Below are 24305 nucleotides of genomic sequence, written 5' to 3' on the forward strand. Positions count from 1 at the left end.
GAATTCATGTGGCTTCAGCCGTGAGGCGGTCATGCAGGTGTTTGTTCGCGACAACAATATCGACCAGGCGCTGAAAATTCTGAAGAAGAAGATGCAGCGCGAAGGTCTTTTCCGCGAGATCAAGAGGCGTTCGGCTTATGAAAAGCCGTCCGAGCGGAAAACGCGCGAAAGGGCCGAGGCGATACGCCGGATAAGAAAGCTGGCGCGCAAGAAAGCGCAACGTGAAGGCTTGATTCCTATGCCCAAGGCCAAGGAAAGGCCGCCGCGACCTGGCGACGTCTTCCGCTTGCCTCGACCAGTCCAGGCCACATCGGGCGCGGCAGCACCGGCGAAATGACCTGCATGGCACGCCCGTATTTGCGAAACGCGAAAGTTAGCACGAGGAGGCCGCTGTGAGGGGCAGGAAGAAACCGCACGGAACTGAAAATTTCATTCTATTCGACGTCGTCTATCAGGACGGCACGAGATCCTCTCGCCGCCGGATACCCTCCACTCACGTCGGGGGACTGGACGGCGACAAGGCCGTTGCCGCCTTGATCGAGGAACAGGACCGCAAGATCGCCGAAATGTCGGGAGTGCGCCGCAGTCCGGTCAAGACATTTGTTCGGTCGTCCGGACAATGAGCGTCCGCTGGGCCACACCGAGAAAAGGACATGACATGTATGATGTGTATCGCCACGTCGGCAGGGACGAGTTTCGCTTGACGATCCGGCAGGGAAACAAATTGCCGAAACTGGCGTCGGCCGCAAAGTGGACCCTGTGCGCCAATCGCAAGCTGGTTCCGAGAATCGTCTCGGAAGAAATTGATCGGATCGGCTATTGCGTCACGCGATCGAAGAAGCGCGCTTCAGCAGTCTGATGCGCTGCTCTAACGCATGATCCGGAAAGCTTGTGGTCGGGCTTGACCCGACCATGCGAAGCGGTTTTCCGAAAAGATCATGCGCAATCAAGAAGGGCATGTCTCTTTCAAGGAATCACCGCCGTCGCTTCGATCTCGACCAGCGCCTCGGGCTCGACGAGGCGCGTCACCTCGACCGTCGCCATGGCGGGATAATGTTTGCCGATGATCTCGCGATAGGCGGCACCCAGTCCCTTGGGGTCGGCGAGATAGGCATCCACCGATGTGACATACCAGGTGAGGCGCACGAGATGTTCGGGGCCTGCCCCCGCTTCCTTGAGCACCGCCATGATATTCTGCAGCGTCCGGCGCGCTTGCGGCACGAAGCCTTGCGCGAAGACGCCTTCCTCGTTCCAGCCGACGAGCCCGCCCGTGAAGACAAGTCGGCCTTGCGCCGCTATGCCATTGGAATAGCCCTTGGGGCGTGGCCATCCCGGCGGTTGCAGGATGTGATGCAAAGGTTGTCTCTTCGCGTCGCTCATGTCACGCGCCCTCCTCTTTCACCGCGTGACGTTTCGGCCGCGCTTTGATCTGCAATTCCATCTGCTTCTGCCGCAGCCGCTCCATCTCGCGGAAGGCTTGGTTGCGCCCGGGCAGATATTGTTTCGGCCAGTCCTGGTCTTTTGAGCCGTACCAGGCCTGCGCCTGATGGGCGAAATAGGGATTCCACAGATGCGGCCGTGCCAGCGCCACCAGATCGGCGCGCCGCGTATGCAGGATGGTGTTGATCTGCGCTGCCTCGGTGATGGCGCCCACCGCCATAGTCGCCATTTTCGGCACGTTGCGGATCGCCTCGGCGAAAGGCACCTGATACATGCGGCCATAGACCGGCTTCTGATCAGGCACCGTCTGGCCCGAGGAGACATCGATCAGATCGCAACCCGCTTCGCGGAACGTCTCGGCGATGACGAAGAGGTCAGCCTCGCTGATGCCGCCCTCTTTCCAGTCGGACGCCGAGATGCGCACTGACATCGGCCGCTCCTCCGGCCATGCTGCGCGCATGGCACTGAAGACTTCCAAAGGATAGCGCAGCCGGTTCTCGATGCTCCCGCCATAGTCGTCATCCCGCTTGTTGGTGAGCGGCGAGATGAAGGAGGCGAAGAGATAGCCGTGGGCGCAATGCAGCTCGAGCATGTCGAAGCCGGCCCTGGCCGCGCGCTCCGTCGCCGCGACGAATTCCGATTTGATGCGGTCCATGCCGGCGCGGTCGAGCTCGGCCGGCACCGGGCTGATCCGCTCGAAATAGGGGATGGCTGAGGCCGATACCACCGGCCAGTTGTCGGCTTCCGCCTCGATCGGATGATCGGCCTCCTCCCAGCCGAGCTGCGTCGAGCCCTTGCGGCCGGAATGGCCGAGCTGCATGCAGATTTTCGCATCCGACGACATATGGACGAAGTCGACGATGCGCTTCCATTGCGCCTCCTGGGCGTCGCTCCACAGGCCGGCACAGCCGAGCGAGATGCGCGCATCGGGCGAGGGACAGGTCATCTCGACGAAGATCAGCCCCATGCCGCCCAGCGCATGCGAGCAGTAATGCACGAAATGCCAGTCGGTGAGATTTCCGTCCCTGTCGGCGGAATATTGCGCCATCGGCGACATCACCACCCGGTTCGTCACTTCCATGCCGCGCAGACGGAACTTGGTGAACATCGGGGTCGGGCGCGATGAGCGATAGTCATAGCCGGTCTCGCGGAAATAGCGCTCATACCATTCGCTGTCCGCCTTGGCGACGAAGCCCGGATCGCGGATGAGGAGATTGTCATAGGTGATGGTCTTGGCCCGGCACATGACCACCATGGCGAACTGCATCGGCTCCATGTCGAAGGAGCGTTTCATATGCTCGAACCAGGCGAGCGACACATCGGCATTGTGCTGCACCACCTGGCAGGGCACGCGCCGCGCCGCGTCATAGGCGGTGAAGGCGGCCTTTACGTCGGTGGCGCCATGCTTCACCACCGCGTCGGAGAGGCCGATGGCGCATTCCATCGCGAGCTTGGTGCCGGAGCCGATGGAAAAATGCGCCGAGGCCTTGGCATCGCCGAGCAGAACGATGTTCTTGTGGCTCCAGTTTTCACAGAAGATGCGTGGAAAGCGCCGCCAATAGGAGCGGTTGAGGAGCAAGGGATGGCCCCCGAGCTCTTGCCTGTAGAGCGCCTCGAGCTTGGCCTTCGAACCTTCCTCGTCCGTCTCCGTGAAGCCGTGACCCTGCCAGCATCCCTCGTCCATCTCGAAGACCCAGGTCGATTTGCCTTTCTCATATTGATAGGTATGGGCGCAGATCACCCCATGCGGCGTCTGCTTGAAGAAGTAGTTGAACTCGTCCATCGGGCGCGTCGAGCCCATCCAGCAGAAGCGGTTGGCCTTCATCGAGACCTGGGGCTTGAAATGCTCCTTGTAATGCTCGCGGATGACGGAATTGATGCCGTCGGCGGCCACCACGATATCGGCCGAGGAGCAAAGTTGTTCGATCTCTTGCGGGTCGATGCGGCGGCTGAAGGTGAGCCCCACCCCTTCCTCGCGGCAGCGCGCATGCAGGAGCTGCAGCAGCGTCATGCGCGACAGCCCGCAGAAGCCGTTGCCGCCGCAGCGGATCTCGTGGCCCTGATAGTGGATGGCGACATCGTCCCAATAGGCGAATTTCGCGCGGATGCAGTCATAGGAAGGGTGATCATGCGACAGGAACTCGCCGAGCGTGTCGTCGGAGAAGACGACACCGAAGCCGAATGTGTCGTCGTCCCGGTTCTGCTCGATGACCTCGATGTCCCAACGGGGCTTCGCCTTCTTGGTGAGAAGGGCGAAATAGAGGCCGCCGGGGCCGCCGCCGATCACCTTGATCCGCATCACTCGTTCTCCCGACCGCCAGGGTCCGATCAGAAATTACTATAGAACTAAACTAATCTCCGGACAATGCTTTAGATATGAAGCAATTTGCCCCCTTGAAGAAGGAGCAAGATTTTCTTACGTTATAGTCATCGATACAGATGGAGTATGAAATGGCTGAGACCGCGACCCTGTCGTCGAAGTTCCAGATCTCGATTCCGAAGGCAATCCGCACCGCCCAGCACTGGGAGGCGGGCCTGACATTTGCGTTCATCCCCAAGGGAACGGGTGTCCTGCTGGTACCCGTGCCCAGGCGCGAGTCGCTTGCCGGGATCGCGAAGGGTGCGTCCACGACCGGCTATCGTGACCGGTCGGATCGGGTCTGATGCGCCTTGTCGATACCTCTGCCTGGATCGAATGGCTGATCGGCTCACCGACGGGAAAGCTCGTCGCCAAGCACTTACCTGAGCAATCCGACTGGCTGGTGCCCACCATGATACAGCTCGAGCTCGCAAAATGGCTTGTGCGCGAAGTCGGCGAGGACAAGGCCGATCAGGTCATCGCCTTCACGCAACTCTGCCACATTGTACCGCTCGACACCGAGCTCGCGCTGGCGGCAGCCGAGGCCTGCCTGACGCACAAGCTGGCGACGGCCGATGCCATCGTATTTGCCACCGCCCGCACTCACGGGGCCGACCTCATCACGTGCGATGCGCATTTCGGCAGCCTGCCGGGCGTAACGCTAATCGAGAAGATCAAGGCCTGAACCCCGGCTCCCATTCCGAGCCATCTATATAGGCGGACAGTCTGCAACCGGCCCTATTTCGCCGGATCCTTGGGCGACCATAACACGGTGCCGCCGTCCTTCTCATACGCCATGCCTTTGGGATAGCTGATGAGCTCGAATTGCAGCCCCCACGGCGCCATGAAATAGAGGATGGACTGGCCGGCCGCCGGCCCCTGCTCGACCGGCAAGGGTCCCATCATGGTTCGCACATTGTTGGCTTTGAGATAGTCGGCGGCGGCTTTGATGTCGTCGACATAGAAGGCGATGTGATAGCCGCCGATATCGCTGTTCTTCGGCTGCGCTTCCTTCTGGTCGGGCGATGAATATTGGAAGAGCTCGATATTCGAGCCATAGCCGCAGCGCACCAGCGAGATCTGCTCGATCTTGGCGCGCGGATTGACGTTGAGCAGGTCCTGCATGAAGGTGCCCTTGTCGTCCGAGAAGGGCCCGAATGTCATCGCATGCTGGCAGCCCAGCACATTGGTGAAGAAGTCGAGCGCCTGCTTGATGTCGGGCACCGTGACGCCGGTATGGTCATGCCCGCGCAGACCAGGCAGCGATCCGGCCATGGCCGGGACGGCGAGAAGACAGGCGGCAAGCGACAACGACGCGGCGAATCTCATTCGCATGTTGCGTTCCTCCGGGACGGGCCGGTGCCTTGCCAGGTCCGGTGTCTTTCGAGCGGCACCTGGCATTACTATAGAACTAAACTAATTTGCGGACAATGCTTTAGAATTGAAGCAATTGGGGTTCCTCGCCGCTATCATATGCACACATCTCATGAGGGATGCGCCCTTACCCTGGCCCCGCTTTAGCGGGGAGAGGGAGGGACCCATTGCGAAGCAATGGGAGGGTGAGGGGCCTTTGCGAGATTGAGTTCGACCTCAGGCAACCAACGCTCTCGCGACAAGTAGAACCTCACTGCGTCGGTGGCCGTGCCCCTCACCCTTCCCGCCGCTGCGCGTCGGGCCCCTTCCCTCTCCCCGCTGCGCTTCGCTTGCAGGGCGAGGGTAAAGCGGCAGGTCGCTCATCAGATTGTGTGAATCCGATACCGGCGAAAGCCGGGACCCATAAAAGCCCGTCCGCGCAAGCAGCGCTGACCGCTTTGCGGGTACCTAGTGGATCCCGGCTTGCGCCTGCCCATTCTTCGGACGGGCGAGAACCTGCCTTTGCAGGAGGCGCCGGGGTGCAAGCTCCGCGAAAGCCCCTCTTGCAATCGCGTGCGCGACCATGGGATTGGAAATTTCATCATCGGAGCAACGCTGGCCCGTCGCATGCTCGCGACGACCAGTTCCTCAACCAATAACAGGTGGAAATTACCTGTTCAGCCGCGCCGAATTTTGTCTAAGCCTATGATATTGTTTCGACCACTCTCCGCTTTCGCGAGAATCTCCTGTAGTTCCCTGTTTTCACCTGTATTCACCTGTATTGGCCTGCAAATGCGAAGGGTCAGAGACTCGCGACTGTCATGAACGCCCCACTGGCGCGCCCTGACAGAAACATCCGGCGGGTAATATGATGAGCGAAAGCGGACCTCATTCGAATCTCCTCACGACCGACAATTCAATGAGCGTGGTTCTCGCCACCGCAACCGTCGGACAAATTCCAGACCGCGGCGAGTTTGCTTCCATCGAATCCGCGATCACGGATAAGCAGTTTTCCGAGACCTCCGTAAACGTGCCACCGCCAGCACTCGCAGCAACAGGGGCCTTTCTCGGTTGATGTGGCCATTGCGCGATCATAGGCTTTCTGCTGCTGCACCTTGAGCTTGATGTCGGAAGCCACCAGAAGCCGCTTCGCGAGTCCGGCTTCGATGTCGTAGGGATCGGGCGGAATTTCGAGGATCGCTGAAAAGGCCTTGAGCCCGGCGATCTGCTCTCCATAGCGGTGCAAGTCCATCGGCCCGCAGCAGGAACCTTGGAGCCTCGCCGTATCGGACATTGTCCGAATGGACTCCAGGAAGGCTTGCGAACAATTCGAGTTTCCGTTCCTGCTCAGGAACTCGAACCGCTTCGCGAGATCATCCCCGGTGACTTGAGCAGAGCTCGATACCCCCGGCACAAGCGCTGTCAGGAGTGTCGCGAGAGAGCCAAAGACCGCATTGCGGCGCGTGATGATATCAAGAGCAAAGTCAGACATGCTGACGGTCTCCTTGATTGGAGGGATTGAGTTTACGGTCGCGCCGACACTGCCGGCGCGGACAGACAGATGAGTTTGCTTTTACCCAGGTGAGACAGGCGGCACCGTGTGCCACTCTGCTGGCCGCGTCATCGTGACTGGCGCATAACGCAGTGGGGTCGCCGCTACGAAGTGAATATAGGATGTTTCGGGGGCAAGCTGGCACGTGATCTGCTGGCAGCTCGTGAGTGCCATGTTGGCCTTCGGGCACGGCTTGCAGGTCATGGAGCCATCCAAAGAGGACTGCATAAAGCCCTGATCCTTCGAGGATGCCACCCGCATGACCGCTGAAAAAGGAGCAATAGCCATGAGGATCGTCGCGAGAAGCGCAACCACCGCAAGGGTCCGCCATGACCGCAAGGTCTTCATAGGGCTATTATTGTTCCCGCTCCGAAGTTCGACAACCGGAGATACGCCGCTTTGAGATCAATTCGGCGCGAGGTCGAAAAGCACAGCGAGGACGCACCAGTCTCAATGGTCAAGCCAAGAAACTCCATTGATTGATGCCGGAATTTCCTTGAAATCGCGTGCGCGATCATGGAATTGGAAATTTCCATCGTAGGAATTGCGCGTTATCGGCCTGTATTCCATGTGGCCGTCATCATATCCTGTGTGCGCGATCGCAGTGCGTTGCGCCGACTAAATTCCCTGCTCGATAGCCTCCCGGCCGGCTAAGCATTTGAAATCACTCGGAGTGGCACTTTTTTCTGCAAATTTCCCTGCAAATCCCTGCAAATCCCTGCATCCGCTGGCTCAGAGACTCTCGACCGTCTTGAGCGCGCCGTCGAGCGTCGTGCCATTCTCGTCCTTGAGTGCGGCCTCGCGCAGGCGGCGCAGCCATGGCGCGCCGTCCTCTCGGCCTTCGAGCAGCGGCAGCGCCGAGAGCACCTTGTCATAGCGCGACAGGCCGCGCGCATGCGTGTCGCTATAGCCTTTGATGAGACGGCGGCAGCGCAGCACCTCGACGCCGAGTTCGTAATTCACGCGCGCCGTTCGTTCCGCCTCGCTGAGCCATCGCGCGAGATGGGCCTGCTCGACCTGATGGCGTAAGAGGCCGCGGCGGAAGCGCCGGAGACTTGCGAGCCCATAGAGCACCGCGTACCAGAAGATCCCGTCGCTGCGCACATGGCGGCCGCGATTGACGAGCCGGTCCAGCGCCTTGAACAGGCCGGGACGGCCTTCGATGAAGCGGCCGAGCCGGGCGGGGAGCATGCCGCAGACCTCCTCCATGCGCGGATGCATGAATTCGGTGAGCTTCAGGATCTGCTCGTCGCGCACCGGAACCTCCTCGCGCACGCGCTCGAAGCGCTGGCTCTCGGTCTTGATCCGCGCCACCCGGATGACGTCGTCATAGGCCATGGCATTGGCCATGTATTTCGCCGCCTCGCGCGTCAAGGCCCGGCCCCTGCCGTCGCCGCCGAGATCATGGTCGAGCGCCGCGATCTTGACGAGCCGGCCCAGATATTCATCGCCATAGGCGAGATCCTGGAACTCGACGACCTTGGCGAGGCCGCGTTTCACCATGTCGCGGCAGTCGGGTGGCATCTCGTCATCGATGCGGGCGACGAGCGCCTGATAGCGCTCGAGCAGCGCCGCTGGCCCCTCGATCCGGGCGGGTGCGCTTTCCGGCTTCGAGTCGAGAACGATCGGAGCCAGCGCCGCATCGAAAGCCTCGTGGAAGGCTTTGAGGCTTGCCTCGATGCCTTTGCCGCCGCTCTTGATCGTCGCCTCGAAGCTCTCGCGCGGGAAAGGCAGGACGGCGGCCGCCGCGAGCGCGCCGAACAGGCTCGCCGAGATGACACTGCCATTGCGGGCGGCGATCGCCTCGAGATCGGCGGCGACGAAGCGGCGCGCCGTCTTGCGCGCCGTCTCGATGACCGCCGCACCGTTGGCGATGCCATTGCCCGGCGCCGACTTCTCCGATACCGCGAAGGCGCGGTGCGAGGAGGCGATGAGCGTGGTGCGTTCCGGCGTCACCAGACCGCGCATCATCGCGCGTCCGGCTTCCATGAGCTCGGCGGCGATGACGATATCGACATCGCCGGGCGCCGGCATCAGGGCCAGGATCGGGGTCTTGCCGCGATCGGGCACCATTTCGATATAATAGATCGTGGCGCCGGTGCGCTGAGCGACGCCCGGCACCGAGGTCGCCTGCGCGTACCAGCCATTCTCCTCGGCGAGATGGACGATCCAGTCCGAGACCACGCCGCCGCCCTGCCCGCCCACCGCCAATATGGCGAGCTTGATGATCTGATTCTGGCGCGGCAGCTGCATGTTCATCGTGGCGTTCCCACCTTGACGAAGCGCAGGGACCTCGCATCACGCCGCCTCTGGAGGAAATCGATCACCTTGTGCCGCAGCCGCGCCAGGATAGTGTCGAGGCGGTTCGGATTGCTGATCACGTCGGCACGATAGAAGGAGGGGCATAACACGGCGGCGTCCGCCACCTCGCCGCAATTGCCGCAACCGACGCAGGACTGGTCGATCGACGCCACGGGATCGTCGCGCAAGGGATCGTCCAGCTGCTTCACGCTGAGCGACGGGCAGCCCGACAGGCGGATGCAGGCATGATCGCCGGTGCACACATCCTCATCGACGCCGAAGCGCGGCTTCACCACCCGTTTTCCGTCATGGATGGCCTTGGCGACGAGCGGCTTCTCGCGCCGCTGCCGGTTGAGCATGCATTCCGACGAGGCGACGATGACCTTCGGTCCCTTCTCATTTGTCGTCAGCGCTTCCTTCAGCGTGTCGCGCATGCGCCCGACATCATAGGTGTGGTCGATATGGCGCACCCAGTTGACGCCCACGCCTTTGACCGCGTCGGTGATCGGGTGCCTGGTTGAGCGCGTGCGGTTGCTGGCGCGCGAGGACAGGATGTCCTGCCCGCCGGTCGCCGCCGAGTAGTAATTGTCGACCACCAGGATGACGCCGTCATTCTTGTTGAAGACGGCATTGCCGATGCCGGAGGCAAGCCCGTTATGCCAGAAGCCGCCATCGCCCATGATGGCGATCGAGCGTTTCTTCGCCGGTACGTTGAAGGCGGAGGCCGATGCCGGACCCAGGCCATAGCCCATGGTGGTCGCCCCGATATTGAAGGGCGGCATGATCGAAAAGAGATGGCAGCCGATATCGGCGGCGACGTGATGCGCCCCGAGCTCCTTCTCGACCAGCTTCATTGCCGCGAAGATCGGCCGTTCCGGACAGCCGGTGCAGAAGCCGGGCGGGCGCATCGGCACCACTTGCGCCAGATGCGACACGTCGGGCGGCGCCGTCGGCGCATTGGGCAGACGGACCTTGGCGCTGAGCAGCTCGGGCGCGTGATCGCTCAGGAAGCCGGACAGGCCGTCGAGCATCACCTGGCCGGTATATTCGCCGGCCATCGGCAGGTAACCCTTGCCATGGAGCCGCGTCGTAGCCCCGGCCTTGTGCAGCATATGGCCGAAGGCCTGTTCGAGATGATCGGGCTGGCCTTCCTCGACCACCAGCACCGCAGCCTTGTCCTTGCAGAAGTCGAGAAACTCGTCATCCACCAGCGGATAGGTGACATTCAGGATATAGAGCGGCACCATCGACGTGCCGTAGAGATCGGCGAGGCCGAGCCGCTGCAGCGCGCGGATCACGCCATTATACATGCCGCCCTGCAGCACGATGCCGACCTTGCCGCGCTTCGCTCCCGTCACCTCGTTGAGCTTGTGCGTCTTGATGAAGTCGATCGCCGCCGGCCAGCGCTTCTTCACCTTCTCCTGCTCATGCAGGAAGGACGCGGGCGGCAGCACGATGCGCTGCGTATCGCGGCGCGGTGATTCCAGCGCCTCGGCCACCGACATCGCCGGGCGCTGATTATCCTTGGCAATGAAGCGGCCATGCACATGGCAGGAGCGGATGCGCACTTCCAGCATCACCGGCGTGTTGGTCGCCTCCGAAAGAGCGAATCCGTCCTCGACCGCCTTCACGATCGCTTCCAGATTGGGCTTGGGATCGAGCAGCCAGATCTGCGATTTCATCGCGAAGGAATGGCTGCGCTCCTGCATGATCGAGGAGCCTTCGCCATAATCCTCGCCCACGATGATGAGGGCGCCGCCGGTGACGCCGCCCGAGGAGAGATTGGCGAGCGCGTCGGAAGCGACATTGGTGCCGACCGTCGACTTCCATGTCGCCGCCCCGCGGATCGGATAATGCACCGAGGCCGCGAGGGCGGCGGCCGCCGCCGCCTCGCTGGCGCTCGCCTCGAAATGCACGCCGAGCTCGCCGAGTATATCCTGCGCGTCGGCGAGCACGTCCATCAGATGCGAGATGGGCGCGCCCTGATAGCCGACGACATAGCCGACGCCACATTGCAGGAGCGCCTTGGTGATGGCGAGGATGCCCTCGCCGCGGAATTCCTCGCCGGCGCCGATCTTGAGCTGCTGAACCTCTTTCGCGAAGGATCGTTCGGCCATCTCTCGTCCTCCTACAGTGCTACCCTCACCCTGGGGTGGCCGCGAAGCGGCCCTCGAAGGGTGTGGGGCGGGCACAATGCCACCAATTCGTCATGGCCGGGCCCCGACCCGGCCATCCAGGCTCGACGCCATGCGACTGTTGCACGGAGGGGCTGGATGGCCGCCTCCATGGCCGGGTTTAACCCGGCCATCCGGGCGGCCATGACGAGTTGGGATGTGGTTCGTTCTCGCATCATCAGACCTGGTTCACATTCTGCAGCATCTTGTGCAGGACCGTGATGAAAGTCTCATATTCGGCTTCGCTGACGCCGGAGAAGACTTCCGTGTAACGTTTATACATCAAGGGCCAGAATTGCGCGAAAAGCTGGCGGCCTTTGTCGGTGAGATAGACCTCGCGCACGCGCAGATCGCCCTTGCGCGGCCGGCTCTTGACCAGCTCCTGCTCCTCCATCGCGTCGAGCGTGCGACTCATGGTCGACTGCTCGGTGATGGTGTGCAGCGCCAGATCATTCGCCGTCATGCCGGGGGTGATGGAGAGCACCGCCAGCGTGCGCATCTTGGCGGTGGTGAGATCGAAAGGCTTCAGCGCCTCCTGCAGGTCGGCGTTCCAGCGCGCCGAGATGCGGTTGATCAGATAGGGCGCGAAGTGGTTGAGACCGATCTCGCCGATCGAGGGGATCGCGTCCTCGATCGAATTGGAGGGCTTGAGCAAGGTGGTTCCGAAGCGTCCGACCATCTGATCACCTCAACGCTTGCGCCAGCATGAAACCCGATCCGCCGCCGAGCCCGGCCCCGGGATGGGTCGAGGCGCCGATGTGATAGAGATTGCGGATGAAGGTGCGGTGATTGACCGAGGACTTGAACGGCCGCCACAGGAAGGACTGGTCGAGGCCGCAGAAACCGCCATAGGGATCGCCGCCGACCAGATTTATGTTCATCGCCTCGAGATCGGCGGGCGAGCAGGCCTTGCGCGCCAGCTTGATGTCGTTGAAATCGGCGATGTGGCGCTGAAGGATCCCCTCGACGCGATCCGCATAGGCCTCGCGCACCGCTTCGCTCCACGACCCGTCCGCCGGCACCGCGATCTTTCCCGCCGCATCGCCTTTGATATGGCGCGGCGCCTCCGGCAGCTGCAGCCACAATATTGCGGCACCTTCCGGACAGCGGCTCGGGTCGAGTGCCGAGGGCTGGCCGACGCAGATCGTCGGTGTTTCCGGCAGCATGCCGCGCTCGGCTTCGTTCGCCGCCTTCGAGACGCCGTCGAGGCCGGGAGTGAGATGGAGCAGCGCCACGCGATCGAGGCCGGGTGAAAGCCAGCGTGGTTTCGCCTTCAGCGCATAATGGAGCTGGAAGTTGCCTTTGCCATAGCGATAGTTCCGCACCTCGCCGGCGAGGTCGCCCGGCAAGGTGAAGCCCTTGAGCAGGCGCTCATAGAGCTGGGTCGGCGTGACCGAGCAGATGATGCCGGCCTTCGCCGTGATTTCGGAATTGTCGGCGAGCTTGACACCGCGCGCCGTCCCATCACCGCCAGCAAGCACATTGGAGACGTCGGCACCGGTGCGGATTTCACCGCCCGTCTCACGGATCAGGCCTGAGAAGGCGTCGAGCAGCTTCTGCCCGCCGCCTTTGACGATGGGAGCGCCGGCCGCTTCGAGCGCAAAGGCGATCACTTTCGCCATCTGCGCCGAATAGGCGCTTTCGGGTCCAAGTCCGGTATGCAGCACCCAGGGCGCCCACAAAGCGCGGCTGACATCGGAGCGGTAATTCGCTTCGAGCCAGGCGCGCGCCGTGGTGAGCGCCTCACCGAAGAAGCGCGCCAGCGGACGCGGACCGCGCTTCCAGGCTTCGAGCGCCAGGAGCTTGGCGGTCGGCCAGTTCCACAATTGGCCGCCGAGCAGCGCGAAGAGCAGAGGCGCGTTGCGCTCGACCGCGCCGACATCGGCGAGATGCTGAGCGCCATCGCCCGCGGCGAGCTGGTCGAGGGCCTCGCCATTGGCGCTGCGCGTTTTGGTCACGACCGCCGCGCGTCCATCCGGCAGGAGCACGCCGGATGGATGCTCGCTGTGGCAGAATTCGAGCCCGTGCCGGCCGAGATCGGCGGCCAAGGCGGCATAAGCGGGCGAAGTGATGAAGAGCACGAAGGTCGTCGCCATCACGTCGTGGATGTAGCCGGGTGCCGTGATCTCTTCGGTGCGGATGCAACCGCCGATCCGATCATTGCGCTCGAGCAGCAGGACGCGTTTGCCTTGCCGGCCCAACAAAGCCGCGCAGACCAGGGCATTGATGCCGCTGCCGACGATCACATAGTCAGGATCGGCCATTCCGTCGTCCCTTTCATCATTTCCCCTTCTCCCGCTTGCGGGAGAAGGTGGCCGAAGGCCGGATGAGGGTGTTTTCTCAACCTCTGTAAAACCGCAAGTGTGGGAAGTGTTGAAGCTTCGGCATTTTGCTCTCTTGAAGAGCTGTCACTAGCCGAACCAACACCCTCATCCGCCCTGTCGGGCACCTTCTCCCGCAAGCGGGAGAAGGGAAAGCAAGCGACCATGGAGAGAAGATCTCCACTCTCGCATGTTCACCTCAGCGCGCTACCAGCGCCAGGACGCGCAGCGGGCTGCCGGTGCCGTTGACGATCTTCAATGGCGCGGCGATCAGGATCGCGCCCTTGGGCGGCAGCTTGTCGAGATTGCACAGGCTGGCGAGCCCGTAGCGGTTCGACTTGTGCATCAGATTATGTGCCGGGAAAGGCGGCGTCATGCCGCCGGCGGCGCCCGCATCGGTGCCGACCGTCTCGCTGCCCCAGCCGATGGCGCCTTTGGACAGGATATATTCGATGCAGTCGACCGTCGGTCCCGGCGAATGCGGACCGGTTTCATTGGCATTGAGAAACTCCTGCTCGCTGCCATTGCGTTTGTACCAGTCGGTGCGCATCACGACCCAGCTGCCCTTGGCGATGTCGCCATGCGTCTTCTCCCAGGCGCGCACGCCGTCCGCCGAGAGGAGGAAATCCGGATTCTTCTTCACCTCGCCGCTGCAGTCGATGACATTGACCGGCGCCACGAAGTTCTTCGGAGCGATCCTGTCGGTGGTGCCGTCGGCATAGTCCTTGCCGGTGATCCAGTGCACCGGCGCATCGAAATGCGTACCGGAATGCTCGCCGAGCTTGAGCCAGTTCCACGACCAGAAGGGACCGTTCTGATCGTAGTTGGAAATATTGTGCACTTCGACCTTGGGCGTGTTTTTACCGATCTCGGGCGGCAGCTTGATCAGTGGCGTATCCGGCCCGAGCGGGGCCGAGAGATCGATGACCTCGATCGCACCCGACAAGAGAGCTTCGGCCAATGAACTGAGATCCGCTTTCTGCGCCATGCTGTTTCCTCCGCTGCTTATGTTTGTATTCTGACATTCATCCTATGCCCAATACATGCAAATGCAAGGAACAAATCCTAGCCCTGCATGGCTGATCGGAATTCCATGGACAGATTATATGCATATGCCAGTATGTCTGATGGAGGGGACGTCCATGCGTTATGACGCCATCATTGTGGGTAGCGGCCATAACGGGCTCGCCGCGGCCATCCATCTGGCGAAGCAGGGTTGGAAGGTCGGCGTGTTCGAGCGCAACAGTATCGCGGGCGGCGCGGTGCAGACCCGCGAGGTGACGCTTCCCGGCTTTCGTCACGATCTCTTCGCCATGAATCTCGGCCTCTTCGCCGGGTCGGCTTTCATGCGCGCTTATGGCGAGGCGCTCACGCGGCACGGGCTCGCTTTCGCCGCGGCGAGCGACTGCTTCGCGACCCCTTTCGCCGATGACAGCTGGTTCGGTGTCTCCATGGACAAGGAGAAGAACATCGCCCGCGCGCAGAGATTCTCCTCGGCGGATGCCGAAGCCTGGCGCCGGCTCAGCGAGCGCTTCGGCCGCGACGCGCCCCATATCTTCGCATTGCTCGGCAGCCCGATGCCATCGCGCGATCTTTTGTCCATCGGCTGGAAGGCCTGGCGCGCGCAGGGCCTGCCTTGGATGTCGACACGCTGAAGCTCCTCGTTTCATCGCCCCGTGCCTTTCTCGATGCGACCTTCGAGTCCGACCAGATCAAGGCGACGCTTGCCGCCTGGGGCCTGCATCTCGATTTCGCTCCCGATATCGCGGGCGGCGCGCTCTTTCCCTATCTCGAAGCCATGGCCCACCAAAGTTTCGGCATGGCGCTCGGCAAAGGCGGCGCCGACGTGATGATCAAGGCGATGATTGGCTATCTCAAGGAACTCGGCGGCGAGCTTCATCTCGATGCCGAGGTGCAGCGCATCGACCGCAACCGCGATCGCGCCACCGGGGTCACACTTGCCGACGCGCGGCAAGTCGAGGCGGGGCGCGCGGTGATCGCCAATGCCTCGCCGCAATCGGTCTTTGGTCGCCTTCTCGACGGCGGCAGCGGCGATGCCGAAACCGATCGCCGCATGAAGTCCTTCCAGCCCGGCCCCGGCACGATGATGATCCATGTCGCCTGTGACGGCCTGCCCGACTGGACGGCGGGCGAGGAGCTCAAGCGCTTCGCCTACATCCATCTGGCGCCGTCGCTCGACATGATGAGCCGCGCCTATCACGAGGCGCAGGCCGGCCTGCTGCCGGGAGAACCGGTCGTCGTCGTCGGCCAGCCGACCGCGGTCGACCCGGGCCGCGCGCCGGCGGGCAAGCATATTCTATGGCTGCAGGTGCGCGTTGTGCCCGCGCGCATCAGGGGGGACAGCGAGGGGATGATCGCATCGACCTCCTGGGACGAGATCAAGGACGCCTATGCCGACCGTGTGCTCGCCATTCTCGAAGACTACGCCCCGGGCTTCGCGCGCAAGATCCTGGAGCGCGCCGTCTTCTCGCCCCTCGATCTCGAACGCGAGAATCCCAATCTCGTCGGTGGCGACAGTCTCGGCGGCAGCCATCATCTGAGCCAGCACTTCTTCTTCCGTCCAACCCCCGGCTGGTCGCGCTACAAGACACCTGTCCAGGGGCTTTATCTCGTCGGGGCCGCGACCTGGCCGGGCGCCGGCGTCGGCGCCGGATCGGGTTTCATGCTGGCCAAGATGCTGGCCAGAGCATGATCCGGAAAAGTGCGAAGCGGTTTTCCGAAAAGATCATGCGCAAACAAAAAGATAAAGCATGATCCGGAAAAGTGCGAAGCGGTTTTCCGAAAAGATCATGCGCAATAGGTGAAACCAAGCGTGCTTGCGGGAGATTTATTTTAGACCTAAAGTATCTGCATCAGCCCAGCATAGAACCGGGCAACAGGGAGTGACACATGACGACATCCAGGCGTGATCTGTTGAAATTTGGCGCCCTTGGCGGCGCCGCGTTGATTGCCGGGCTGCCCGGTGTGGAAGTCTTCGCGCAAGGCTCCGAACTCACCATTGCCTACAATGTGAATCTGCCTTCCTGGGATCCAACCGTCGGCCCTTCGGCGGTGAACCCGACCATTCAGGCGATCTATCAGTCGGTCTTCGACATGTATATCGCGCAGAACCCCGATCTCTCCTTCGCGCCGGGCCTTGTCACCAAATGGGGCTGGAACGACGACAAGACGCAGATCATGATGGAGGTGCGCGACGGCGTCACTTGGCATGACGGCTCGCCCTTCACCGCCGAGGACGTCGCCTGGTCGCTGGAGCGCGCCGGCAAGCCTGAGACCGGCAACCCGATCCAGTTCGTGTGGAGCAAGATCGGCAACTTCAAGGTCGACGGCAACAAGATCACCGCCGATGTGAAGGAATTCGAGCCGGTCCTGTTCAAGTGGATGTCCTTCCTCACCGGCTATGTGCTGCCCAAGGCCTATTATGAGAAGGTGGGCGCCGAAGGCTTCGAGAAGGCGCCGATCGGCACCGGCCCCTATATGATGGAGAAATTCGAGCGTAACGCCTTCGTGCGCCTGAAAGCCAATCCGAACTACTGGGGCGGCAAGCCCGCCTTCGAGACCGTCATCATCAAATTCGTGCCCGATTCGGCGAGCCGTGTCGCCGAGGTCGAATCCGGCTCCTCGCAGGTGACCCTCGAAATTCCTTATGACGAATTCGATCGTCTCAAGGCCAAGGACGGACTCACCGGCATCACCACCCCGATCTCCGATATCGGCATGATCTTCCTCAACGACGTCGATGTGATGCTCGACAAGAATGTACGCCTTGCCGCCCATCACGCGATCGATAAGAAGCTCATCATCGATCGCCTGCTCAACGGCTATGGCATTCCCATCGACACGCTCGAAACGCCGCAATATGCGGCCTATGACGCCTCGATCAAAGTCGGCTACGATCCCGACAAAGCCAAGCAGCTGTTGGCCGCCTCGGGCTACAGCACCGACAAGCCCGTGAAGTTCAAGATCCAGACGACCAAGGGCTTCAAGCCCAAGGATTACGAGATGATCCAGGCCATTGTCGGCATGTGGCGCAAGGTCGGCATCGAGGCGGAAATCGAGATTTACGAGATCGCCAAGCATTACGAATTGCGCGCCGCCGACACGCTGGCGCCGGCCGCCTTCTACAACTGGGGTAACGCGATCGGCGATCCGACCACCTCAACCGGCTTCGCCATGTTCGGGCCGAGCCCGCATTCGGTGTGGGATTCGAAGGACCTCGTCGACATGATCATCCCGCTCTGGGGCGAGAAAGACGAAACCAAGCGCATCGACGGTTGGAAGGCGGTCGACAAATACATTGCCGAGCAAGGCTATGTCATCCCGCTGCTCCAATATGTGCAGCCGATCATCCATGTGAAGTCGGTCAAAGTCACGCCGCATGTATCAGGCGCGCTCTTGCCGGCGCTGATGTCACCGGCTTAGGGACTGAGCTTGCTGCGATCCATCCCCCTCATCGTGAGATGCGGGCACTGTTCCACCAGTTCGTCATGGCCGGGCTCCGACCCGGCCATCCAGTCTCGCCGCCGTAAAGCTGCTGCACGGACGGACTGGATGGCCGCCTCCATGGCCGGGTTTAACCCGGCCATCCGGGCGGCCATGACGAGTTGTGGAAATCGTCGCCTCGGCATGAGGTAGGTTGAGAGATTGCATGGGCCGAAATCTTCTGATCCGCCTCGGCTCCACGATGGTCACGCTGTTCGGCGTGGCGCTCATCGTCTTCATCCTGGTACGGGTCGTGCCCGGCAATCCCATCGCCATGATGCTGCCGCCGGGCGCGTCGGACGCCGATATCGCCCTGCTCACCGCCCATTACGGTCTCGACAAGCCGATTCTGACCCAGTTCTGGGTCTGGCTCGGCCGGGCGCTGCAAGGCGATTTCGGCACCTCGATCTCGCTGCGCCAGGATGTGATGGGCCTGATCTTCGGCCGCCTGCCGGCGACACTGGAGCTTGCGACACTCGCCCTCCTGATCGCCATGGCATTGGGTGGCGCACTCGCCATCACCGCCGCGCGCTTCCGCGGCACCGCCGTCGAAACCGGCATCGATCTCGCCAATGGCGCGAGCCTCGCGATGCCCGATTTCCTCTGGGGCCTGACGCTCATCCTGCTGTTTGGCGTCCTTGTCCCGGTCTTCGCCATATCGGGCCGCGTCTCGCCGACGCTCGATCTTCCTTTCGTCACAGACTTCTACCTGATCGAGAGCATCTTGCGCCTGCGCTTCGACATCTTCCTCGATCTCATGCGCCATATGCTGATGCCGGCCCTGGCCCTGGCCCTGCCACTCGCCGCCGTCATCGCGCAATTGCTCAAGACGTCGCTGAAGGAGGCGATGCAGCAGGATTATGTCATGCTCGCCCGCACCAAAGGCTTCTCCGAGACGCGCGTGCTGCTGTCGGAAGCCTTGCGCAATGCGGTGATCCCGACGCTCACCTTGGCCGGCGTTCAATTCACCTTCCTGATCGGCGGCACGGTGATCGTCGAGCGGCTCTTCTCCTATGAAGGCCTCGGCAATCTGGCGATAGATGCCGTCATCAACCGCGACCTGCCGCTGATCCAGGGCATCGTTCTCGTCTTCGCTTTGCTCTTCGTCGTCATCAATCTGCTCGTCGATCTGAGTTATGCGCTGCTCAATCCGAGGCTTCGCCATGGCTGAGGCGCGCGTCATCAGGGTGAGAGCGGGTCCGCGTCTGTGGTTGTCCGGCCTGTGGCTGACCCTCTTCGCGCTCGCCGCCATCTTAGCACCCCTCATCACGCCGCATGACCCGCTCGCCCAGGATCTCATGCTCGGCAAGCTGCCGCCGGCCTGGATCGCCGGCCATGAGCCCGGCTATCTGCTCGGCACCGACAGCCTCGGCCGCGACGTGCTGTCGCGATTGATCTCGGCGACCCGGCCCGCGCTCATCGTCGCCATCGGCGCCGGTCTCGCCGCCTGTCTCCTGGGCTCGGTGCTGGGACTGCTCGCCGGCTTCTTCGGCGGCTGGACCGACCGCATCATCTCGCGCATCGTCGATATCTGGATGGCGTTCCCGCCTGTCCTGCTGTCGATCCTGCTGGTCGCCTTCTTCAATCCGAGCCTGCAATCGGTCATCATCGCCATCGCCATTATCGACTGGACACGCTTCTGCCGTGTAGTGCGCGCCGAGACGATGCAGCAGCGCCGCATGGATTATGTCGAGAGTGCCCGCGCCATGGGCTTGACCTCGATTGCCACGCTGGCGCGCGAAGTCCTGCCCAATGTGCTCCCGGCGATTGTCGTGCTGCTGTCGCTCGAAATGGGCATCGCGGTGATCGTCGAGGCCATCCTGTCTTACGTCAATCTCTCGGTCTCGACCGATGACGCGACCTGGGGCAGCATGATCGCCGAAGGCCGCGGCATCATCTATCAGGCCTGGTGGGTGCTGGTCTTCCCGATGATCGCTTTGTTCCTGACCGTGCTCGCTTTCAGCCAGTTCGGCGAAGGGCTGAAGGAACGTTTCGACCCGGTGCTCAGATGACCGATGCCTATCTGGATATCAGGGATCTGAGTGTCGCGCTCCACTATGGCGGCGGCCGCCTGCTGCGCCGCGTCTCGCTCGCCGTGAAGCCGGGGGAGGTTCATGCGCTGGTGGGCGAGTCGGGCGCCGGCAAGAGCATGATCGCGCGCGCCGTCTTCGGCATCCTGCCCAAGGCGGTCGCGATCCTCGAGGGAGATGTCACGTTGGAAGGCGCCGATCTCAACGCCATGCCCGAGACCGCCCGCCGGCTGTTCATCGGCCGACGCGCCGCCTTCATCCCGCAGGATCCGCTGACCGCACTCAACCCGTCGAAGCGCATCGCCGAGCAGATTTCTGACCGGCTCATCCATATTCTGGGCCTGCCGAAAGCCAAGGCCCACGAGCGCGCGGCGGCCCTGCTTGACGAGGTGAAGATCGCCGAACCTGAGCGGGTGATGCGCCTCTACCCGCATGAATTGTCGGGCGGCATGCGCCAGCGCGTCCTCATTGCCGCCGCTTTCGCCGGCGAGCCGCGCCTGATCGTCGCCGATGAACCGACGACGGCGCTCGACGTCACGGTACAGAAGCAGATTTTGGGACTCATCGCCGCCCTGCAGGCACGGCACGGCACAGCCCTGCTGTTCATCACCCATAATCTCGGTGTGGTGGCGAAGCTCTGCCAGACGGCATCCGTCCTGTATGCCGGCAAGGTGGTCGAGCAGGCGGCCGTGCGCGAGCTTTTCGCAAATCCCCGTCATGCCTATACGCGAGCCTTGATGGCGGCGACGCCGCGCTATGATCGCCCGGAAGAGTCGCTCAAGCCCGCCTCGCCCGAACTCCTGGCCGAGCTTGCGCGCGAAGTGGCCGAGACCGATGCCGCCTGGGCCAGGGAGCGCGCCGATGGCTGAGGCGCTGTTCACCATCGCGGGGCTTCATCTCTCTTTGCCCGATTTAGCGCGCAAGCCGCTGTTCGGCGCGGCACCCCGCATTGAGATCCTCAAGGGCTTGAGCTTCACCGTGCCGGAAGGCGCCATCACCGGCATTGTCGGGGAATCGGGATCGGGCAAGACGTCGCTGGGCCGGACATTGATCCGCCTCCTCACTCCCGACAGAGGCCGCATAGTCTTTGCCGGGCGCGATATAGCGGGCCTCGATGACGATGCACTGCGGCCTTTGCGGCGCGATCTGCAGGTCATATTCCAAGACCCGTTTTCCTCACTCAATCCGCGCAAGACGGTCGGTAGCATCATTGCCGCACCCCTGCTGCTGCACAAAGTGGCAGGCAGCGCCGGCGAAGCCCGTAGCCTTGCCGGTGAGGCGCTGGTGCAGGTCGGCTTGCCGACTTCATTCGCGGCGCGCTATCCGCATGAACTGTCGGGCGGCCAGCGCCAGCGCGTCGGCATCGCCCGCGCCGTGGCGCTCAAGCCGCGCTTCATTCTGGCGGATGAGATCGTCTCCGGCCTCGACGTGTCGAGCCAGGCGCAGATCCTCGACCTTCTGATGAACTTGCGGGCGCGGATGAACTTCACCATGGCCTTCATCAGTCATGATCTTTCCGTGGTGCGGCGGCTATGCGACCGGGTGATCGTGATGCGCGGGGGCGAGATCGTCGAGGACGCCGACACCGTGACGCTCTTCGAAAAGCCGCAGCACGCCTATACTCGGCTCTTGCGCGATTCCATTCCCTTGCCGGAAGTCAGCGACGGCTGGCTCAAGGAGCCTTGATCATGGAAGCCTTTATAGTCGATTTCATTCGAACCCCGATCGGGCGCTATGGCGGTGTCCTGTCGTCGATACGCACTGATGACCTCGCGGCTCTCCCGATCCGCACGCTTCTCGAGCGGCATAGAGAGATCGATCCGGCGGCGATCGATGAGGTCATCCTGGGTTGCGCCAACCAGGCGGGCGAAGATAACCGCAATGTCGCCCGCATGGCCACCTTGCTGGCGGGCCTCCCCGAAACCGTGCCGGGACTGACCGTCAACCGGCTCTGCGCCTCGGGCCTCGATGCGGTCATCGCCGCGGCGCGCGCGGTCAGGACCGGCGAGGCCGATCTGGTGATCGCGGGCGGCGTCGAATCCATGTCGCGGGCTCCTTTGGTGATGCCCAAGGCGGAAGCCGCTTTCTCCCGCAACACCGAGCTTTACGACACGACCATCGGCTGGCGTTTCGTCAACCCGCTGATGAAGACGCGATATGGCATCGATTCGATGCCCGAGACGGCGGAGAATGTCGCCGCCGACTACCAGATCTCGCGCGCCGATCAGGACGCCTATGCGGCGCAAAGCCAGACCCGTGCCGTGAAGGCGCAAGAGAGTGGCCGCTTCGCTGAAGAGATCGTCGCCGTGCCGGTGCCGCAGAAGAAAGGCGAGACTCTGTCGGTCGCCACCGATGAGCATCCGCGCGCCGGCACGACGGTCGAGAAGTTGTCGAAACTGCCGACGCCCTTCCGCAATCCGGGCACGGTGACCGCCGGCAATTCACCGGGCGTCAATGACGGCGCCGCTGCTTTGCTGATCGCGTCGGAGAGGGCCGTGGCGAAATACGGCCTCGCGCCTTTGGCACGCGTGGTCGGCGCGGCAAGCGTGGGCGTGGCGCCGCGCATCATGGGCATCGGCCCGGTGCCGGCGACGGAGAAACTCATGCGACGGCAAGGCTGGAAGATCGGCGACTTCGACATCATCGAGCTCAATGAGGCCTTCGCGGCGCAAGTCCTCGCCGTGACTCGTGCGCTTGCCATCACGGCGGAGGACGAAAATTTCAATCCGAATGGCGGCGCCATCGCGCTCGGCCATCCGCTCGGCGCCTCGGGCGCCCGCATCGCCGGCACCGCCGCACTTGAGCTCAAGAAGCGCGGCGGCAAGCGCGCGCTGGTGACGCTGTGTGTCGGTGTCGGCCAGGGCGTGGCTCTGGCGCTCGAACGCTAGAGCATCGGACCGAAAAGTGCGCAGCGGTTTTCGGGATAATCCGATGCGCAAATCAAAGAGTTAGAGCGCCGGACCGATTCTATGTGAGCGTCCGGCGCTCTAAAGGGTGGGGCCGCTCAGCCATACCTGGTGATGGCGAGATCGGTCGTATCTATCTCCGGCTTACGGCCGCCGACAAGATCGGCGATGACGCGGGCCGAACCTGTGCTCATCGTCCAGCCGAGCGTGCCGTGGCCCGTGTTGAGGAAAAGGCCGGCGATCTTCGTCGCGCCGATGACCGGTGTGCCGTCCGGCGTCATGGGACGCAGGCCCGACCAGAACGAGCCCTTGCTGGCGTCGCCACCCGGGAAGAGGTCCATGACGGAATGCTCCAGCGTGCGCCGGCGGGCCATGCCGAGATCGTTGGTATAGCCAGAGATTTCTGCCATGCCGCCGACGCGGATGCGATCGCCGAGCCGGGTGATGGCGATCTTGTAGGTCTCGTCCATCACCGTCGATTCCGGCGCGCGCGTTGCGTCGGTAATCGGAATGGTCAGCGAGTAGCCCTTGACCGGATAGACCGGCAGGCGGATTCCGAAGGGCCGCACCAGGAGCGGTGAATAGCTGCCGAGAGCCACGACCACCGCATCGGCGGCAAACTTTTCTCTAGCGGTGACGACGCCGCGCACGTGGCCGGCCTCGACATCCAGACCCTGGATCTCGGTGCCGTAGGCAAAGCGAACGCCGATCTCTTCCGCCTTCGTTGCCAGCGCACTGGCGAACTTGAAGCAGTCGCCGGTCTCGTCCTTCGGCGTCAGCAGGCCGCCGACGATTTTCTCGCGCACATGCTTCAGGGCAGGTTCGACGCGGATACAGCCATCGCGATCGAGCACCTCGTAGGGGATGCCGTCGGCGGCGAGCGCCTTGACGTCCTTGGCCGAGGCGTCGAGTTGCGCCTGAGTGCGGAATAGTTGCAGCGTGCCCTGCATGCGCTCGTCATAGGCAATGCCGGTCTCCTCGCGCAGCGCTGCGAGCGAGACGCGGCTGTAGTCGGCAATGCGCAGCATGCGGCTCTTGTTGATCGCGTAACGCTCGGAGGTGCAGTTGGAGAGCATCCTCACCAGCCAGGAAATCATGGCGGCGTCGACCTTGGGACGCAGGATCAGCGGCGCGTGCTGCATGAAGAGCCATTTCACCGCCTTCATGGGGATGCCGGGCGCGGCCCAGGGCGAACAATAGCCGAAGGAGACCTCGCCGGCATTGGCGAAGCTGGTCTCCAGCGCAGGGCCCTGCTGACGGTCGATGACCGTGACCGCATGTCCCGCCTTGGCAAGCTGGTAGGCCGACGTGACACCCACGATGCCGGCGCCGAGAACGATGACTTTCATAATGTCCTCATAGAGAG

At 62.7% G+C, this 24305-nt stretch carries 20 protein-coding genes and 1 pseudogene; 11 read left to right on the forward strand and 10 right to left on the reverse strand.

Annotated features, from left to right (window positions below):
• Window positions 1-31 precede the first annotated feature (31 nt).
• Both rpsU and G5V57_RS08250 read left to right on the forward strand, forming a co-directional pair.
• A complete protein-coding gene (rpsU, locus tag G5V57_RS08245) occupies window positions 32-337 on the forward strand; it encodes a 30S ribosomal protein S21 (protein ID WP_165173932.1) in 306 nt (101 codons plus the stop codon).
• A 55-nt stretch (window positions 338-392) separates the two neighbouring features.
• A complete protein-coding gene (locus G5V57_RS08250) occupies window positions 393-623 on the forward strand; it encodes a hypothetical protein (protein WP_165167047.1) in 231 nt (76 codons plus the stop codon).
• Between the two features lie 343 nt (window positions 624-966).
• Here the strand turns inward: G5V57_RS08250 and G5V57_RS08255 are convergent, their stop codons facing one another.
• A complete protein-coding gene (locus tag G5V57_RS08255; RefSeq protein ID WP_165167048.1) occupies window positions 967-1380 on the reverse strand; it encodes a RidA family protein in 414 nt (137 codons plus the stop codon).
• A 1-nt stretch (window position 1381) separates the two neighbouring features.
• Window positions 1382-3739, reverse strand: a complete 2358-nt coding sequence (locus tag G5V57_RS08260) for a bifunctional salicylyl-CoA 5-hydroxylase/oxidoreductase (RefSeq protein WP_165167049.1) — start codon at window positions 3737-3739, stop codon at window positions 1382-1384.
• Between the two features lie 152 nt (window positions 3740-3891).
• Between G5V57_RS08260 and G5V57_RS08265 the strand changes: the two genes are divergently transcribed.
• Entirely contained in the window at window positions 3892-4104 is a 213-nt protein-coding gene (locus G5V57_RS08265) for an AbrB/MazE/SpoVT family DNA-binding domain-containing protein (protein WP_165167050.1), read from the forward strand.
• A complete protein-coding gene (locus G5V57_RS08270; protein ID WP_165167051.1) occupies window positions 4104-4484 on the forward strand; it encodes a type II toxin-antitoxin system VapC family toxin in 381 nt (126 codons plus the stop codon). Before G5V57_RS08265 ends, G5V57_RS08270 begins: the two co-directional genes overlap by 1 nt.
• Window positions 4485-4537: 53 nt before the next feature.
• On the opposite strand, the gene G5V57_RS08275 is transcribed toward G5V57_RS08270, so the two are convergent.
• The 7 genes from G5V57_RS08275 to G5V57_RS08305 all read right to left on the reverse strand — a co-directional run bounded on the left by G5V57_RS08275 (window position 4538) and on the right by G5V57_RS08305 (window position 14488).
• The gene (locus G5V57_RS08275; protein ID WP_165173934.1) at window positions 4538-5128 is read right to left on the reverse strand and encodes a VOC family protein; all 591 of its coding nucleotides are present in this window, start codon (window positions 5126-5128) and stop codon (window positions 4538-4540) included.
• Window positions 5129-6068: 940 nt separating this feature from the next.
• On the reverse strand, window positions 6069-6566 hold the full coding sequence (locus tag G5V57_RS08280) for a hypothetical protein (protein ID WP_165167052.1): 498 nt from the start codon (window positions 6564-6566) through the stop codon (window positions 6069-6071).
• Window positions 6567-7436: 870 nt separating this feature from the next.
• Window positions 7437-8963 (reverse strand): indolepyruvate oxidoreductase subunit beta family protein, encoded by a 1527-nt coding sequence (locus tag G5V57_RS08285; RefSeq protein ID WP_165167053.1) that lies wholly within the window; start codon window positions 8961-8963, stop codon window positions 7437-7439.
• Window positions 8960-11122, reverse strand: coding sequence for an indolepyruvate ferredoxin oxidoreductase subunit alpha (locus G5V57_RS08290; protein ID WP_165167054.1), 2163 nt, complete (start codon window positions 11120-11122; stop codon window positions 8960-8962). The genes G5V57_RS08285 and G5V57_RS08290 overlap by 4 nt, the downstream gene beginning before the upstream one ends.
• Before the next feature lie 235 nt (window positions 11123-11357).
• Window positions 11358-11858 carry a MarR family winged helix-turn-helix transcriptional regulator gene (locus G5V57_RS08295; protein ID WP_165167055.1) on the reverse strand — a complete coding sequence of 167 codons (501 nt, stop codon included), beginning with the start codon at window positions 11856-11858 and terminating at the stop codon, window positions 11358-11360.
• Window positions 11859-11862: 4 nt separating this feature from the next.
• Window positions 11863-13443, reverse strand: coding sequence for an NAD(P)/FAD-dependent oxidoreductase (locus tag G5V57_RS08300; protein WP_165167056.1), 1581 nt, complete (start codon window positions 13441-13443; stop codon window positions 11863-11865).
• A gap of 256 nt (window positions 13444-13699) precedes the next feature.
• Window positions 13700-14488 (reverse strand): cyclase family protein, encoded by a 789-nt coding sequence (locus tag G5V57_RS08305; RefSeq protein WP_165167057.1) that lies wholly within the window; start codon window positions 14486-14488, stop codon window positions 13700-13702.
• Window positions 14489-14642: 154 nt separating this feature from the next.
• Between G5V57_RS08305 and G5V57_RS08310 the strand changes: the two are divergent.
• The 7 genes and pseudogenes from G5V57_RS08310 (at window position 14643) to pcaF (ending at window position 22921) form a co-directional block, all read left to right on the forward strand.
• Window positions 14643-16213: pseudogene (locus G5V57_RS08310) on the forward strand (phytoene desaturase family protein).
• A 197-nt stretch (window positions 16214-16410) separates the two neighbouring features.
• Window positions 16411-17943: an ABC transporter substrate-binding protein gene (locus G5V57_RS08315; RefSeq protein WP_165167058.1), complete on the forward strand. Its 1533-nt coding sequence runs from the start codon at window positions 16411-16413 to the stop codon at window positions 17941-17943.
• A gap of 226 nt (window positions 17944-18169) precedes the next feature.
• A complete protein-coding gene (locus tag G5V57_RS08320; protein WP_165167059.1) occupies window positions 18170-19174 on the forward strand; it encodes an ABC transporter permease in 1005 nt (334 codons plus the stop codon).
• Window positions 19167-20015 carry an ABC transporter permease gene (locus tag G5V57_RS08325; RefSeq protein ID WP_165167060.1) on the forward strand — a complete coding sequence of 283 codons (849 nt, stop codon included), beginning with the start codon at window positions 19167-19169 and terminating at the stop codon, window positions 20013-20015. Before G5V57_RS08320 ends, G5V57_RS08325 begins: the two co-directional genes overlap by 8 nt.
• Window positions 20012-20902 (forward strand): ABC transporter ATP-binding protein, encoded by an 891-nt coding sequence (locus G5V57_RS08330; RefSeq protein ID WP_165167061.1) that lies wholly within the window; start codon window positions 20012-20014, stop codon window positions 20900-20902. Before G5V57_RS08325 ends, G5V57_RS08330 begins: the two co-directional genes overlap by 4 nt.
• A complete protein-coding gene (locus tag G5V57_RS08335; RefSeq protein ID WP_165167062.1) occupies window positions 20895-21719 on the forward strand; it encodes an ATP-binding cassette domain-containing protein in 825 nt (274 codons plus the stop codon). The genes G5V57_RS08330 and G5V57_RS08335 overlap by 8 nt, the downstream gene beginning before the upstream one ends.
• Window positions 21719-22921, forward strand: a complete 1203-nt coding sequence (gene pcaF, locus G5V57_RS08340) for a 3-oxoadipyl-CoA thiolase (protein ID WP_165173936.1) — start codon at window positions 21719-21721, stop codon at window positions 22919-22921. Before G5V57_RS08335 ends, pcaF begins: the two co-directional genes overlap by 1 nt.
• 116 nt (window positions 22922-23037) lie before the next feature.
• Here the strand turns inward: pcaF and G5V57_RS08345 are convergent, their stop codons facing one another.
• Complete coding sequence (locus G5V57_RS08345; RefSeq protein WP_165167063.1) at window positions 23038-24288, reverse strand: D-amino acid dehydrogenase; 1251 nt, start codon at window positions 24286-24288, stop codon at window positions 23038-23040.
• Between the last annotated feature and the right edge of the window lie 17 nt (window positions 24289-24305).

The organism is Nordella sp. HKS 07 (assembly GCF_011046735.1).
In the GTDB taxonomy this organism is placed as follows: domain Bacteria; phylum Pseudomonadota; class Alphaproteobacteria; order Rhizobiales; family Aestuariivirgaceae; genus Taklimakanibacter.

Excerpts from the sequence above, each read along its gene's own strand:
- rpsU (WP_165173932.1), top strand. The coding sequence starts at position 32 with ATGCAGGTGTTTGTTCGCGACAACAATATCGACCAGGCGCTGAAAATT.
- G5V57_RS08255 (WP_165167048.1), bottom strand. The coding sequence starts at position 1,380 with ATGAGCGACGCGAAGAGACAACCTTTGCATCACATCCTGCAACCGCCG.
- G5V57_RS08260 (WP_165167049.1), bottom strand. The coding sequence starts at position 3,739 with ATGCGGATCAAGGTGATCGGCGGCGGCCCCGGCGGCCTCTATTTCGCC.
- G5V57_RS08265 (WP_165167050.1), top strand. The coding sequence starts at position 3,892 with ATGGCTGAGACCGCGACCCTGTCGTCGAAGTTCCAGATCTCGATTCCG.
- G5V57_RS08270 (WP_165167051.1), top strand. The coding sequence starts at position 4,104 with ATGCGCCTTGTCGATACCTCTGCCTGGATCGAATGGCTGATCGGCTCA.
- G5V57_RS08275 (WP_165173934.1), bottom strand. The coding sequence starts at position 5,128 with ATGAGATTCGCCGCGTCGTTGTCGCTTGCCGCCTGTCTTCTCGCCGTC.
- G5V57_RS08285 (WP_165167053.1), bottom strand. The coding sequence starts at position 8,963 with ATGAACATGCAGCTGCCGCGCCAGAATCAGATCATCAAGCTCGCCATA.
- G5V57_RS08290 (WP_165167054.1), bottom strand. The coding sequence starts at position 11,122 with ATGGCCGAACGATCCTTCGCGAAAGAGGTTCAGCAGCTCAAGATCGGC.
- G5V57_RS08295 (WP_165167055.1), bottom strand. The coding sequence starts at position 11,858 with ATGGTCGGACGCTTCGGAACCACCTTGCTCAAGCCCTCCAATTCGATC.
- G5V57_RS08300 (WP_165167056.1), bottom strand. The coding sequence starts at position 13,443 with ATGGCCGATCCTGACTATGTGATCGTCGGCAGCGGCATCAATGCCCTG.
- G5V57_RS08305 (WP_165167057.1), bottom strand. The coding sequence starts at position 14,488 with ATGGCGCAGAAAGCGGATCTCAGTTCATTGGCCGAAGCTCTCTTGTCG.
- G5V57_RS08315 (WP_165167058.1), top strand. The coding sequence starts at position 16,411 with ATGACGACATCCAGGCGTGATCTGTTGAAATTTGGCGCCCTTGGCGGC.
- G5V57_RS08320 (WP_165167059.1), top strand. The coding sequence starts at position 18,170 with ATGGGCCGAAATCTTCTGATCCGCCTCGGCTCCACGATGGTCACGCTG.
- G5V57_RS08325 (WP_165167060.1), top strand. The coding sequence starts at position 19,167 with ATGGCTGAGGCGCGCGTCATCAGGGTGAGAGCGGGTCCGCGTCTGTGG.
- G5V57_RS08330 (WP_165167061.1), top strand. The coding sequence starts at position 20,012 with ATGACCGATGCCTATCTGGATATCAGGGATCTGAGTGTCGCGCTCCAC.
- G5V57_RS08335 (WP_165167062.1), top strand. The coding sequence starts at position 20,895 with ATGGCTGAGGCGCTGTTCACCATCGCGGGGCTTCATCTCTCTTTGCCC.
- G5V57_RS08345 (WP_165167063.1), bottom strand. The coding sequence starts at position 24,288 with ATGAAAGTCATCGTTCTCGGCGCCGGCATCGTGGGTGTCACGTCGGCC.